Source organism: uncultured Fibrobacter sp., from assembly GCF_947166265.1.
Lineage (GTDB): Bacteria > Fibrobacterota > Fibrobacteria > Fibrobacterales > Fibrobacteraceae > Fibrobacter.
On record NZ_CAMVDO010000026.1, the window covers coordinates 1 to 14,326 of the forward strand.

General features: G+C 50.3%; 10 protein-coding genes. 8 read left to right on the plus strand and 2 right to left on the minus strand.

What is annotated here, in order from left to right; genetic code table 11:
- From mnmG to Q0W37_RS11665, 5 genes are all read left to right on the plus strand, one after another.
- On the plus strand, window positions 1-1,884 hold a 1,884-nt coding region (mnmG, locus tag Q0W37_RS11645), incomplete at its 5' end, for a tRNA uridine-5-carboxymethylaminomethyl(34) synthesis enzyme MnmG (RefSeq protein ID WP_297701733.1).
- A gap of 97 nt (window positions 1,885-1,981) precedes the next feature.
- Window positions 1,982-2,269: a hypothetical protein gene (locus Q0W37_RS11650; RefSeq protein ID WP_297701734.1), complete on the plus strand. Its 288-nt coding sequence runs from the start codon at window positions 1,982-1,984 to the stop codon at window positions 2,267-2,269.
- A 164-nt stretch (window positions 2,270-2,433) separates the two neighbouring features.
- Window positions 2,434-3,039, plus strand: coding sequence for a penicillin-binding protein activator LpoB (locus Q0W37_RS11655; protein WP_297701735.1), 606 nt, complete (start codon window positions 2,434-2,436; stop codon window positions 3,037-3,039).
- 93 nt (window positions 3,040-3,132) lie between these two features.
- A complete protein-coding gene (gene nirJ1 / locus Q0W37_RS11660; RefSeq protein WP_297701736.1) occupies window positions 3,133-4,305 on the plus strand; it encodes a putative heme d1 biosynthesis radical SAM protein NirJ1 in 1,173 nt (390 codons plus the stop codon).
- Between the two features lie 27 nt (window positions 4,306-4,332).
- Window positions 4,333-5,535: an Lrp/AsnC family transcriptional regulator gene (locus Q0W37_RS11665; protein ID WP_297701737.1), complete on the plus strand. Its 1,203-nt coding sequence runs from the start codon at window positions 4,333-4,335 to the stop codon at window positions 5,533-5,535.
- A gap of 7 nt (window positions 5,536-5,542) precedes the next feature.
- Here the strand turns inward: Q0W37_RS11665 and Q0W37_RS11670 are convergent, their stop codons facing one another.
- Entirely contained in the window at window positions 5,543-6,328 is a 786-nt protein-coding gene (locus tag Q0W37_RS11670; RefSeq protein WP_297701738.1) for a hypothetical protein, read from the minus strand.
- Window positions 6,329-6,503: 175 nt separating this feature from the next.
- On the opposite strand from Q0W37_RS11670, the gene Q0W37_RS11675 reads away from it, so the two are divergent.
- Genes Q0W37_RS11675 through hemC form a run of 3 tightly spaced genes read left to right on the plus strand, consistent with a single transcriptional unit; the run spans window position 6,504 to window position 10,058 of the window.
- Window positions 6,504-7,748, plus strand: coding sequence for a CotH kinase family protein (locus tag Q0W37_RS11675; protein WP_297701739.1), 1,245 nt, complete (start codon window positions 6,504-6,506; stop codon window positions 7,746-7,748).
- A 23-nt stretch (window positions 7,749-7,771) separates the two neighbouring features.
- Complete coding sequence (hemA, locus tag Q0W37_RS11680) at window positions 7,772-9,028, plus strand: glutamyl-tRNA reductase (RefSeq protein ID WP_297701740.1); 1,257 nt, start codon at window positions 7,772-7,774, stop codon at window positions 9,026-9,028.
- On the plus strand, window positions 9,021-10,058 hold the full coding sequence (gene hemC, locus Q0W37_RS11685) for a hydroxymethylbilane synthase (protein WP_297701741.1): 1,038 nt from the start codon (window positions 9,021-9,023) through the stop codon (window positions 10,056-10,058). Before hemA ends, hemC begins: the two co-directional genes overlap by 8 nt.
- Before the next feature lie 165 nt (window positions 10,059-10,223).
- Here hemC and Q0W37_RS11690 read toward each other — a convergent pair whose 3' ends face one another.
- On the minus strand, window positions 10,224-14,261 hold the full coding sequence (locus Q0W37_RS11690) for a hypothetical protein (RefSeq protein WP_297701742.1): 4,038 nt from the start codon (window positions 14,259-14,261) through the stop codon (window positions 10,224-10,226).
- Window positions 14,262-14,326 lie beyond the last annotated feature (65 nt).

Here is a 14,326-nt window from a genome sequence, read left to right on the forward strand (position 1 = left end):
GGGGGCGGTCATGCGGGTATTGAAGCCACGCATGCGGCCTGGAAACTCGGTGTAAAAACGGCCATGCTCACGATGGATATCAATGCCATCGGTCGTATGAGCTGTAACCCGGCCGTAGGCGGGGTGGCCAAAGGTCAGATTGTCCGCGATATTGATGCGCTCGGTGGCCTGATGGGGCTACTCACCGACAAGGCGGGCATCCAGTTCCGCATGCTCAATATGAGCAAGGGGCCGGCCGTGTGGGGCCCGCGTGCCCAGTGCGACATGAAATACTACAGCGAAGTGGCTCGCGAAGTCATTACGAACTTGCCTGGGCTTACGGTTATTCAGGGCGAACTGGCCTCGTTTGAACGTATGGTGGACGGCCGTCTGGAACTGTCGCTCCTGAATGGAGAACGCTACGTGACGCGCTCGCTGGTGATTACCAGTGGAACTTTCCTTGCCTCCAAGATGTTTACCGGGCTTGAAACGAGCATCGGTGGGCGAGTGGGCGAACCTAGTGCGGATAAACTCTCGGAATGCCTTGCCCGTGAAGGTATTGCGCTTCGTCGCCTGAAAACAGGAACACCGAGTCGCCTGGATCCGGATTCCATTGATTTTGATGAATGCGATGTGCAACGCGGTGACGATGCTCCGTGGCCTATGAGCGACCGCCATTTGGCGGAAACCGTTCCTGGTCGCGATGCGAATTATTTCTGGGGAGACCCGGCAAATAAGTTTATCCGTAATGACTGTGTCTGTTGGATCACACGCACGAATCTGAAAACGCACGACATTCTGCGTAGTGGCTTTAAGGATAGCCCGATGTTTAGCGGACGCATTCATGGCAAGGGACCGCGCTACTGCCCGAGTATCGAAGATAAGATTAACCGCTTTGGCGACCGCGACGGCCACCAGTTGTTCCTTGAACCGGAACAGGCGGATATCGGTCGCGTGTACATTAACGGCTTTAGTTCGAGCTTGCCGGCTGACATTCAGCTTGCGGCCATTCACACGATTCCGGGGCTTACCCGTGCCCGCGTTTTGCAGATTGGCTATGCGGTGGAGTACGATTCTGTCGACGCCACGCAGTTGTTTCCGACTTTTGAATGCAAGAAGGTTCCTGGACTCTATTTTGCAGGCCAGGTCTGCGGTACGAGCGGTTACGAAGAAGCCGCCGGTCAGGGCCTTTTGGCAGGAATCAACGCGGCCCTCAAGGTCAAGGGCGAAGAACCTTTGATTCTTGGACGTTCGGATAGCTATCTGGGCGTGATGGCCGATGACTTGGTGAATATTCTGCTCGACGAACCTTACCGCATGTTCACGAGCCGCGCCGAGTATAGGCTGTTCCTCCGTAGCGACAACGCAGAGACTCGCCTCAAGGATCGCGCCCATAAGATTGGTATGATTTCGGACAGCGACTACTCCGATTGGATGCGCCGTCAGGAATTGATGGCGACTGCCCGCACCCGCATGACCGAAGAATCGGCAACGCCCGACCAGGCTAACCCGATTCTCGAAGCCGGTGGCCAGGCTCTTTCGACTGAGCGTACCCGCTGGATCAATGTGCTGCGCCGTCCGGGAATCGACCCTGAGCAATTGTTCCGGACCGCGCTGCCCGACTTGAATCTGACTCGCCGCGACCAGTGGTTCATGTATGCCGAAGAAATCTATGCAGGATTCTTCGACCGTCAGGCCCGCGAAATCGACGACCAGAAGAAGATGGAATCCGTGCGCCTGCCGGAAAACTTCGACTACATGCAGGTGACTGCCGTGAGTATCGAAAGCCGCCAACGTCTAAATGCCCACAAACCGCTGACGCTCGGTCAGGCGAGCCGTATTCCCGGCGTACGCCCCGCCGACATTACCGTGCTTGCTCATTGGCTTGAAAATAGGCGTTTTTAGCTTAAAAAACATAATTTTTAATTGCAAAACCTAGGAATGGCCAGAAATTTTACTATTTTTGCGCCGTCAAATTAACAATATTTCCAAGAGGTCTATTATGTCAGAAGAAACTGAAGTCAAATCCACAGAAGAAGTTAAGCCTCAGGAAACAAAATCCCAAGAAAAGAAGGCCCCGGCCAAGAAGAAGCGCCCCCTGAACGCCAAGCGTAAGGGTCCTGCCGCTCCCAAGAAACCGGCTGTCTTTAGCGATTCCCTGGAAGAACGTTTCCCTGCCCTCGCCGCCAAGCTCAAGAAGAAAATTGAAGACGACATTAAGCAGAAAATCAAGGATGCCCAGAACGACCCCAAGGTCAAGAAGGCCTCTGAAAAGTTCGCTGGCAAGTAATCGCGGATTTCTTCGACAGATTATGGTACCGCAGGTCTCTGAACCCGCGGTATTTTTTTATCCTGTCATGACGGCATTACTTTTTTATTGAAATAAAATACCTTTTATAGACAGATTTGTATTTTGTATTTACATTTGTTAAAAATTTTACAAGGAGAAATCTAATGCGTAAATTGCTCACTATCCTCGCTCTCGGTTGCTCGCTCTGCATGGTTGCTTGCAGTAGCGGTGGTAAGTCTGTAACCCGTATCGACGAAAAGTCTACGACGGACCTTTCGGGTAAGTGGAACGACACGGACTCTCGTCTGGTGGCCGATGAAATGATCACGAGCTGCTTGTCTAGCGCCCGTATCGAAAAGATGATTGGCGAAATGGGCAAGACTCCGACAGTCGTGATCGGCAAGGTGCGCAATAAGAGCCACGAACATATTAGCGTTGAAACCTTTGTCAAGGATATGGAACGCGCCCTGTTGAATTCGGGGGCTGTAGACTTTGTTGCTAACTCTTCTGAACGCGCCGAACTGCGCGAAGAAGTGATGGATCAGCGTGGCAATGCTACCGAAGAAACTGCCAAGGCCCTGGGTATGGAATCGGGCGCCGACTGGATGCTGACCGGTACCATCAACACCATCGTGGACCAGGAAGGCGGCCAGTCCGTTATCTTCTATCAGGTGGACCTCGAACTCACCGACCTGCAGAGCCACAAGAAGCTCTGGATGGGCGACAAGAAGATCAAGAAGTTCATCTCTAAGGATTCCGTGAAGCTCTAATCTTTTCTGTCTTCACGCGTAACCATTAAATAACCTCGGGCAACCGGGGTTATTTTTCTATCTTTGGGATATTCCCACGAAACGATTTAGACTATGATCAGTATTACCAAGCTTTTGATGGACACGCCGAATTACGGCGATCAGCTGCGTTACGAACCTAAGGCCCATGAATGCAAGAACGGTGTTGCGCCGGGTCGTGGCCCTGTGGTGGTGTGGAACTGCACCAAGACTTGTAATCTTAGCTGTGTGCACTGCTACGCCCGTTCCGAGGCAATCAAGTACCAAAACGAACTGACGCATGAAGAAGGTATTGCGCTGATCGACCAGCTTGCCGATTTCAAGGTTCCGGTGATTCTGTTCAGCGGTGGAGAACCGTTGCTTCGTCCGGATTTCTTTGAACTCGCAAACTATGCCGCAAGCAAGGGCATTCGTCCGACCATCAGTACGAACGGAACCTGCATAACGCTCGATGTCGCCCAGAAACTCAAGGACATGGGGGTGGGTTACGTGGGCATTAGCCTGGACGGCTGCGAGGCGACACATGACAAGTTCCGCGGCAAGGAAGGCGCCTATAGGCTTGCACTTCGTGGTATCCGCAATTGTGTGGCTACAGGCCAGAAGGTGGGGCTCCGCTTTACAATTACGCGCTACAACGTGCAGGACCTGAATGCGATATTTGACTTGCTTGAAGCCGAAAACATCGACCGCGTGTGCTTCTACCACCTGGTTTACAGTGGCCGTGGCTCGGCCATGGTTGCAAACGACCTGAATCATGAAGAAAGTCGCAAGGCAATGGACTTGATTATCGACCGTACGCTCGATTTTAAGAAGCGCGGAATCGACAAGGAAATTTTGACGGTGGATAACCACGCCGATGCCGTCTATCTGTACCGCCGTATGCAACGTGAAGACCCGGCCCGTGCGGAAAAGGTGCTGGAACTTATCCAGCGTAATGGCGGTAACCGCAGCGGTATGGCCTTTGGCAACATCGACAGCATCGGTAACGTTCACCCTGACCAGTTCACGCAGTACATTACGCTCGGGAATGTTCGCGAACGTAGCTTCGGTGAAATCTGGAGCGACGAAAGCAATCCGATTATGGCGGGCCTCAAGAATAGGAAACCCATCCTGAAGGGGCGTTGTCCCAAGTGCGCCTACCTGAACCTGTGCAACGGCAATTTCCGTACTCGCGCCGAAGCGGTGACCGGAGATTTCTGGGAACAGGATCCGGCCTGCTACCTGACCGACGAAGAAGTCGGCTTGTAGCACGTCATTGCGCAGAGCGTGGCGAGCTTGCCGATTTTATTAAGGTCCCTGAGCCTGCCCGAAGGGCCGCAAGGTTCGTTGTCGAAGGATTTAAAGAAGAACATGACAGAACTTGAATATCATCTTCTCGCCATTATCCAAGACGCCTTCCCATTAGAAGAACGTCCGTATCAGGTGTTGGCCGAGCAGCTTGGCTCCGACGAACAGATTGTTTTTGCCGCTGTCGAAAATTTGCGGCAGTCTGGCGTTATCCGTCGCATTGGGGGAGTGTACGATTCCAAGGCGCTAGGCTTTATTTCTCGCCTTTGTGCGGGCAAGGTGCCGACGGTTCTGACCGGTGCTGCCGACGATTCTGCCTTAGAGGTGTTCGCTGCCACCGTTAATGAGATTCCTGCGATTACGCACAATTATGTGCGCAGTCATGAGTACAACGTTTGGTTCACGGTTATTGCCCAATCCGAAGATGAAATTCAGAAGCTTGTCGAAGACGTTTGCTCTAAAACGAAATTGAACGACGTTCATATACTCTCTGCAACCAAGAAGTTCAAGATCAACACGGTGATGGGTGCTGGTTTAGGCGAGAGACGTGGTTTGGCTTGCTCACCAACCAAGACTGAAGACGAAAAAGGTGTCATCCTGAGTGGAGCGCAAAGCGCGAAATCGAAGGATCTCGAGAAGAAGTCATTAACTGACTGCGACCGCATCCGGATCCACATTGCCTGCGCCGACATTCCGCATACTTTAACTCCGTTCAAGGATTGGGGCGTCTCGTGTGATGAACTCCGTGAGGACTTATCTCTGAAACGTATGCGCCGCTTCGGAGCGATTCTTCGCCATCAAGAAGCGGGCTTCGCCTACAACGCTATGGTTTGTTTTAAACTAGACGGGATGGATCATCAACCATGTAAGGTCCCTGCCTGCACTGTGGTTCGACAAGCTCACCAACCGTGTAAGGTCCCTGCCTGCACTGAGCCTGGTCGAAGTGATCCTGCCGAAGGGCCACAACAAGGCGGAGCAATTTTGGCGCAAAAGCCCTATATTTCGCATAGCTACAATCGCCCTGCGTTTGAAGGTTTCCCGTACACGCTTTATGCCATGATGCATGCCCAGTCTGCCGAAGAACTGGACCGCAATATTAAAGAGGCCGCCGAATCGATCGGCAACCCTGATTACGTTGTTTTGCATTCGGTGCGTGAACTCAAGAAAACGAGTTTTCGCTTTTTCGCTTAGAAGGCTGTTATTTTACCCGCATTTCGATTCCTACGCGGTGTCCGGTTTCAAAGCCGAATAGCGTACCTTCGTGCATTTCGTAATTCAGTCCGAACCCGATGGGTAGACTAAAAATGTTGAAGTAGCGCATGGCGTCGAATCTGATTTTCATTCCGCGGTACTTGTCCTTCATTCCGCGATAAGGCTTGTCCAGGTTCCTGTTTTCGGACTCTTCGATTCGTGCCTGGTACAGAAACGTTTCGCTCAGCATCCAGCCTGTGTTAAGCGAGTTGTTCCAGCCTGGTTTCCATACAAGCGATGCCTTGAATCCAAACTCATCACCGGGCTTGTAGTTCTTGTTTTCGAGGAATGTGTTGTAGCGAATCGCTGTGCCGACTGTTAAATTCTTAGAAACTCGTAGCAGCGTGAACGGTTCCACATTCAGACGGTGGAAACGGTTCTTTTGCGAACCTTCGCCGGGCGGAAATCTCCAGCCGATATTCAACCCCAGGTAGGGGAGTATCAGGCCTTTGGCGCCAAAATAAGTTTCGTTGAATCCGTTTACGTGCAAATTGCAGTAATTGTGAAGGTACCCCTCGGTCGAATATTCGTAGCTGTAGCTCAAGAAACGGAATGCTCCGTCTAAGTAAAGGCTTAGGCGCGGGTGTACCGCATACTCCGCCGAAAGCTCCAGGTCGCCGCTGTAAACGTCTTCGTCTAATTCGACGGTCCCCTGAATGCCTAATGAGGTTGCCGGAGCTGCAATCGGGTGCAGACGCTCCGTAGCAAGGCATGCCACGCAGACAAGAAGCAAAATACATCCGATTCTATTCACCATATAGATAAATATATGAAATGTACTTTGCTTTTTCGAATTGCTTTTTCTAAAAAATACAGGCTAATTTGAATAAAAACATTCGTTGACCTGTACAAATGAATTTTTGGGTCTTGTTTTGTCAAGAAAACACCTATATTTTATACAGATGAACGTGTCCTGTCGATATCCGTGGCTTGTGCTTGTGGCGGCTTTGCTTTGTTGCCTGTCTGCGTGTTATTGGGCCGAGACCGAAGAAAATCCCGAATATCTGCCTATGGACGATTCCTTGTACCCGTATGCAGGTGTTCCGCGTCTTGTCATTGAAACCGAAAATTTTGCGGGTATCCGTGACCGCGAAACAGAAATCCCGTCGCGAATGCAGATTTACGGTGAAAATTCACCTGAAAGCGAAGTCTTTACACTGACGGTGCGCGGACGTGGTAATTCCAGCTTCATGATGCCTAAATACGGCATGAAACTGGAACTTGAAGATAAAGTAAACTTGCTGGGAATGCCCAAGAGCCGCGATTGGGCTCTCATTGCGAATTTTGGTGATAAGACCCATTTGCGCAACTACATGATGACTCGCCTTTCGGAATGGCTGGGGGCTCGTTGGACTCCCAGGATGCGTTTTGTCGAAGTCTATCTGAACCGAAACTACATGGGACTTTATCTGCTATCGGAATCGGTCAAGGTAGCAAAGGAACGTGTGAATATTGATAAAAACGACACGACATTTCTTGTTGAAAAGGAAGATTCGAAAAAATTCGATCCGCCGTATGTGCTCACGGATAATGACTATTACTATCACATAAAGTCGCCGAAGGATCCTTCGCCGGAAACGGAAAAATTGCTTCTGGATTTCTTGAATGATTTTGAACATTTTATAATGCACCAGTATTTCCGTAATCGCGAAGAAATCCTGAAATGGATTGACTTGAAGGACTACCTGCTTTTTTATTGGGTTCAGGAATATTCTAAAAATGAAGATGGTAACTATGCCCGCAGCGTTTTCTTTACGTGGAAAAAAGGGGAGCCTGTTCATTTTGGGCCTCTCTGGGATTTTGACTTGGCTTTTGGAAATGCATCACGTGAGCAAAATCAGAATCCCGAAGACTGGTTTATTCGTCGGTATCGCCTGAACTACTATATCATGGAAAATTCGCTGGTCGATAGTGCAGCTACTGTTTACTGGAATGAACATCGCGAGGTATTCAAGTCCTTGATCGATAGCATTCCTGTTTATCGCGCGATGATTGAGGATGCCGTTAAAAATGAATATCGCCGCTGGCCCGTTCTGAACAATACCGAGAACTGGGCGCTCAAGGACCCCTACGACAGTTACGACGAAGCAATTGAAGCGATGACGACTTGGATGAAAAAACGCTTTGAATGGATCGACAAAAAGTTGAAGTAAGAAGTTTTTTCTACTTTTGAGCCATGCGCAAAATTTATATGGCCGGCATGAGCCACAAGGTGGCAGAAATTGCAATTCGCGAAAAGTTCTACATTCCGATGGATGTGAAAACGGAAGCTTTGTCGCATTCCCCTTTTGATGAACTTCTCATTTTGGCGACTTGTAACCGCACCGAAGTCTACGTGGCGTCTGACCGCGAAATTTCCGAGGAGGATTTGGTTCGCTACGTTTGCGGACTTGCTCGGCAAAGCTACGACGATTTTGCCAGTTTCTTTTACTTCAAGTCGCACGATGACGTGGCGCATCATGTCATGAATGTTTGTGCGGGGCTTGATTCCGTGGCGATGGGTGAAGATCAAATTTTGCACCAGATTGGCCGCGCCTATGAAACTGCCCACCAGTTGCATGCGACAGGGAATACCCTGAACAAGCTTTTCCAGAGTGCAATTCATACGACCAAACGTATCAAGACAGAAACGAATCTGAGTAAGCTCAGCTGTAATATTCCATTTTTGGCGATGAAACAGGTGCAGCGGACTTTTGATGATCTCGAAAATCGAACGGTCTACATTGTGGGACTCGGAGAAATGGGTTCTCTGATGCTCAAGTACGTGCAAGAAAATACGACAAGGATTTTTGCGAGCAGCAGAACTTTTTCTAACGCCGAAAAGTATGCAGATGTGTTGACTCCGGTTCGCTTTGAAGACCGCTATAGCGTCATTGGAAAATGTGACGTGGTCATTCTTTGCAGCGCCTGTTCAGACCCGATTATCACCAAGGAAGAATTTGCAAACGCAACGCAAACTCTCGCTGCAAATTCGCCAACATTATTAAGGTCTCCGCGTTTGGTGATCGATCTCGGCAGTCCTCGCAACGCCGAAGCGAGCATCGGCGAAATTCCCGGTGTCGAGTATGTTTGTGTCGATGACCTCGAAAAAATCGTATCGGAAAATCGTCGCTTGCGTATGATAGAACTTGAGGCCGCCCAGAAGATTTTGAAGGAGGGCCTTGACGAATTTTTGCAATGGTCGCGCATGGACGAGGTCTCGAAGCAGATCAGTGTGCATGCCGAAAGAATGTTGAAGTCCGCAAATGAAGAATCCGAAAAGCTGTTGCGTTCGATGCCGGAACTTTCGGATGAGGACCGTCACCGTGTGCAGATGATGTATGAACGTTTTGCCAAGAAAATGGCGAACGATTTCTTGTATAAGGTAAAGGCGACTAATAGTTCCGAAGATGTGCAGGTGTTTTTAAAGTGCTTGGGGGCGTGCAATGAGTAACGCTGTGCTTAAGATTGCGACTCGTAAAAGTGCGCTTGCCATTGCGCAGACAACGCTGGTGGCCGACACGATTGTGTCTGCGAATCCGGACCTCGCCTATGAACTGGTTTCGATGACAACCGAGGGCGACCGAAGACTCGACAAGTCCTTGGCGAGCTTCGGTGGCAAGGGCGTTTTCATCAAGGAACTCGAAGTTGCTCTTTTAGAAGGTCGCGCAGATATTGCGGTGCATAGCCTTAAGGATATGCCGGCGGAGGTGCTGCCAGAATTCAAGCTTGCCGCTGTGTTGCGTCGCGAAGATCCCAGAGATGCCTTTATCGCTCGTGGGGGAGTCAACGGAGTCAAATTCATGGATTTGCCCGCGGGAGCCCGCATTGGCACCGGGAGCATTCGTCGGGTGGTGCAACTCAAGGCCCTTCGCCCGGATTTGGAATATGTACCTATCCGAGGCAACATCCAGACGCGCCTTTCAAAGCTTGCGGAGCTTGACGGAGTGGTTCTTGCCGCCGCAGGACTCAAGCGTATGGGCCTTGCCGACCAGGTGACGGAATATTTCAGTACCGATCAGGTTCTCCCCGCTTCGGGTCAGGGCATCCTCGCAATAGAGACCTTGTCGGCGAGTCATCCTGAGCATGGTTCGACAAGCTTATGCTTTGCAAACTCGCAAACCATATTAAGGTCCCTGAGCTTGCCGAAGGGAACGAAGTGCGAAGTCGAAGGATCTAGTCCGAAACAATCTCTAGAAGCTCTCCTAGCCCGTGTGAACGATGCCGAAACTTATTGCATTGCCGTCGCCGAAATGGCTTACCTTAAGGCATTAAACGCTGGTTGCCAATTCCCGGTTGCAAGTTTCGCCGAATTTAGCGATGTAGGCATCCTCGCGCTCCGAGGCATTTATTGGGATGAATCGAGCAAACGCCTGCTCCGTGCCCAAGTTTTTCTGCCCCTAGATACCAACGCCTCCGATGCTGTTTCGCTGGCCCGTGCCGCAGGCTTTGCCCTTGCGGAAAAAATAAAAGAACAACTGTAAAACATTCAGGAAAACGGCCTTTCTGGACCCTATCGGTCATCCTACGGATTCCCTCCAGGGTGACTGTAAATGATAGAATAAGGCGAGCTTCGCGATAGACCGCTTGCGTCTATAAAAAAAGAACCCGGTTTAAAAACCGGGTTCTTTGGTTAACGAGTTTTTATTTTACTTGGTCTTGCAAGGCGTGTAGTCAATGGGCTTTGGCTTGGCCTTACATTTCTTATATGCCGCCACTTCTTCAGGATCTTCGCTTTCCTTATTATAAAGCTCATCACAATCTTCTTCTTCAGAATCTCCAATGTATAGGTATTCGAAGGAGTTGTAGAGCGGACCAACCGGTTTAGACCATTCAGTGGTATCGATTGCTTCGGCATCTTCCCAAATGATTCTTACCTGAGCATAGGATTTACAAAGATCATATGGAATGATGATTTCTGTGGTGGAGTAACCTTGCGATATTCCGCTTACGTCCTTGTCTGTGACTGTTACATTGTGCCACATGTCATCTGTTTCGCCATCCCAGCGGAACTGGTATTCGAGTCGTACGGTGTTCTTATAGACAATGGCGTGGTTGGGGAAGCTGTCATTGACGACTGCCTGGAATTCGAAAATATCTTTTTCTTTGCAATTTTCCGGCTCCGCTTCAATTTCTTCGGCTGAGCACTCTTTAGGCCACTTTGTGAATTGGTTCGCAACTACCTTGTTGTTTGCGTAGTCGTAGTAGTTGAATGCGTAGAAGTTCTGATATATTCTTGCCTTGGCTTCAGGAGCCTTGAACGGAACATCGGCGCTGTATGCTATCAAACGGGTGATTTGTACATCGCTGCTGAATTCTGTACGATGGTCGCCACGCTTTGCGGCAACACGGTAGTACTGGTTCAGGTTCTTGATACCTTCAAGGTTGTAGTATCGGACGTTAACGTCTGTGGAGTCTAAATCAATCCATTCTCTCTTAGAGCCAGTGACATCGAGTTGCTGGATGACGAAGCCTTCCTCAACGCATTTGGTATTTCTGGTGTAATTCCAGATGAGTCTCCATGCACTCGGAGCGACGCGTTCTGCCTTGAAGCCGGTGGGCGTTGCAAATTCACCGACGCATCCCTTCTTCGGCGGATTATCCCATGCTGCAGGAACCTGAATGCTTGCGCTAAATCCAGATTCGCCCTTTTCATCCTTAGCGGCAACGCGGTAAGAAATTGCTTTTTCTCCGGCTTTGACAACAATGAACTGGACACTCTTGCTTGTCGTTAAGTTATGTGTGCGAGTCCATTCAGGAGTAGAGGCGCTTTCGTCCAATTCTTCGAGGATGAATCCGTCTTCCGGACGATCTGTCACTTCGTTGTAATTCCAGGAGATCTTGTAGTTGTTCATGCCCAAATCTTCGATAGCGAGGTTACTCGGAACGTTCAGGTCTGTCTTTACGGCTTCGGCAACGCTCGGGATGGACATTGCGGAAGAATACTTAGACTTCGTTCCATTTGCATCTTTAGCTACCACGCGGACAAGCATTCCGCCTAGTTCGTTTTCGTGACCGTCAATGATTACAAGATGGACGCCCTTCTGAATTTCGTATCTCGATTCGGTACGGTCTTTCCAAATGGGACTCGTGGCGAGCGGATCGAGGGTCTGCAGGATGAATCCGTCTTCGGGATGAGCAGCGATGTCGTCGTAGCTCCAGGAGAGCTGGTACATATCGTCACCGAGTGTGTCGAGCTGGAGGCCGTAGGGAACGGGGAGTTCCGGCAGTGTGTACGTGACATATTTCGGAATCTGAATTTCGGTGGAGTAATCAGAATAGTCTTCGCCGTCAGTTGCTGCAACGCGGACAAACTGTCCGCCGTATGTTTTAACATCGGTCGCGGAGATTTCAAAGAAGTGTACCCCTGCATTAATGGGCTTGGCGTTGGGGAAGGAATCCCACTGTTTAGTGCCTTTGAGATTGAGCAGCTCGATTACGAATCCATCTTCGGGTCTAGTGGTTCTTGTGTAGCTCCAGGAGAGTCTGTACTCATTTTCCCCGATGGAATCGAGCTTGAGGCTGGTCGGCACGGCGAGCGTTCCGCTAGGCTTGGTGTAGTCGATAGCCTTCGGAATCTGAACATCGTTACTGAATTCAGAAGTGTCCGTACCGTCGATGGCTGCAACGCGGAAGAACTTTGTTCCATCATCTTCAGCATTGATGGGGTAAACGTGAACTCCTGTTGCCAGTTTCTTGTAGTATTTCCAATCGGGGCTTGCGGCGTTAATGTCCAGAACCTGGAGTACGAAACCCTTTTCTGCGTGATCCTTATTGTTGGTGTAGTTCCAAGAAAGCGTATACTTATTGCTGTCGAGGGAGTTCAGTGTCAAGTTGGTCGGTGCGGCGAGTGCGGGCTTGGATGCCGGAGCGTCATAATCGATATATTCCGGAACGTAGACTTCGCTAGAGTATTCGGAAGTATCCTTTGAATCCTTTGCCGCTACACGGAGGTATTGGTCGCTGAATTTTTTTGTGGTGTTGTCGATGTCGATGTACTTGACGCCCTTGGCGGTGCTGAGGGTATCTGCCCACTTGGGGCTAGATTTAGAAACGTTGAGTTTCTGGATAACGAAGCCGTTTGCCGGACGATCACTGTTGTTGGTGTATTTCCAGGACAGGCGCCACTTGTTCTTGCCAATGGAATCGAGCTTGAGGTCCGTGGGAACGGCCAGGATGTTACCGTCCTTGTCCGTACCTTCGGTAATCTTGGTGTAAGTGGGGAGGCGGAGTCCGTCGGAGTAGTCCGAGAGAGAGTCGTCGGCATCTATTGCGGCGACGCGAATCATTCTTGTGGTGGAATCTTTTTCGGTGTTTGTCATCACAAAGGAATGAACGCCTGTTTTGAGAGACTTGAATTTTGTCCATTCCAAAGTTTCTGTTTCGGGATAGAGAACTTCTACCTTGAAGCCCTTCTTTTCGGGACGGGCATCGTTATTGGTGTAGCTCCAGGAAACCAGCCACTTGTTGTCGCCAAGAGAATCCACCTTGAGGTCGGTGGGAACGGCCATCTTGGCTACGGCTGCAGCACCCGAGGCGCCTCCGCCGACGTTCGGAATCATGATTTCTTCGGAGTACAGGGAACGCTGTTCTTTCTTGTTTACGGTGTCGATTGCCGCAACACGGATGTACTGGCCTCCGAGATTGTTCTTGCTTGCGTCATAAATAATGTAGCGGACGCCTTCTCCGGTCTTGGACGTGTCTGTCCATGCAGGAGTCTTGGCAGTGAGGTCCAGCCTCTGGATGCGGAATCCCTTAGCGGGGCGCGCCGTGTTGTCGGTGTAGCTCCAGGAGAGTTTCCACTTATTGTTTCCCATGGAATCGAGCTTCAGTTCCGTGGGTACGGCGAGTGCAAGCTTGGAATCCGGGTTGGTTTCGGTGCCGTCCGAAACCCTAGGAATGCTAATCTGTTCGGAATAATCCGAGATTCCGTTGGTGTCCTTGGCGGCGACATGGTACAGAAGTCCGCCCTTCTTGTTGCCGTCGATTACGATGACATGGACGCCCTTGTTTGTTTTGCCGTCGTCTTTCCAGACGGGGCTATCCTTGCTGAGGTCCAGGCTCTGGAGCACAAAGCCGTTTTCGGGGCGTTCCTTGTTATTGGTGTAGCTCCAGGAAAGTTGCCACTTGTTGTCGTCCAGGGTGTCAAGCTTGAGTTCTGTCGGAATGGCGAGCTCGGTATTGGCGTTCGTGGAGCCGGAACCCGAGATTTCGACCAGGGCGGTCGGTTTGGATTCATCGCAGGCGTCCTTGGCGACAACGCGGTAGTGCTTACCGGCCTTGTCGGCTCCGACAAGGTTATACATGGTAACGGAGGTGGTGGTGGAGTCGAGAATATCCCAGCTCGGGACCTCGTCGGACATATTGAGAACCTGGATGATAAATCCGTCTTCGGTTCGTCCGCTGTTTTCTTCGTATTCCCACATCAAAACCCACTTGGCTTCGTCGCCGGACTTGACGACGTTCAGGTCGGTCGGGGCGGCAAGGGTGGTCGAAAGGGTATCGCAGTACTTGCCCGATCCGCGACGGGAAGAAGAGGATATATCCCATGTGGCAGAAGATGAAAGCACCGAGTTGCTGCTTTCGAAAATTTCGTTATCGTCGTCAGACGAGGTGCTGGAACATGCGCTCAGTCCGAATAACAGTGCGCAGGATGTACCCAGTTTCCAAAATGTGGATTTTTTCATAGGAACTCCATTGGAAAATTTATCTTTACGATAAATATAACACTTTGATTTCAAAAAGGTTAAGA

What these genes read in the sequence shown, in the direction of transcription:
- Q0W37_RS11655 (WP_297701735.1), top strand. Translation starts at nt 2,434, where the DNA reads ATGCGTAAATTGCTCACTATCCTCGCTCTCGGTTGCTCGCTCTGCATG.
- Q0W37_RS11690 (WP_297701742.1), bottom strand. Translation starts at nt 14,261, where the DNA reads ATGAAAAAATCCACATTTTGGAAACTGGGTACATCCTGCGCACTGTTA.
- hemC (WP_297701741.1), top strand. Translation starts at nt 9,021, where the DNA reads ATGAGTAACGCTGTGCTTAAGATTGCGACTCGTAAAAGTGCGCTTGCC.
- nirJ1 (WP_297701736.1), top strand. Translation starts at nt 3,133, where the DNA reads ATGATCAGTATTACCAAGCTTTTGATGGACACGCCGAATTACGGCGAT.
- hemA (WP_297701740.1), top strand. Translation starts at nt 7,772, where the DNA reads ATGCGCAAAATTTATATGGCCGGCATGAGCCACAAGGTGGCAGAAATT.
- Q0W37_RS11650 (WP_297701734.1), top strand. Translation starts at nt 1,982, where the DNA reads ATGTCAGAAGAAACTGAAGTCAAATCCACAGAAGAAGTTAAGCCTCAG.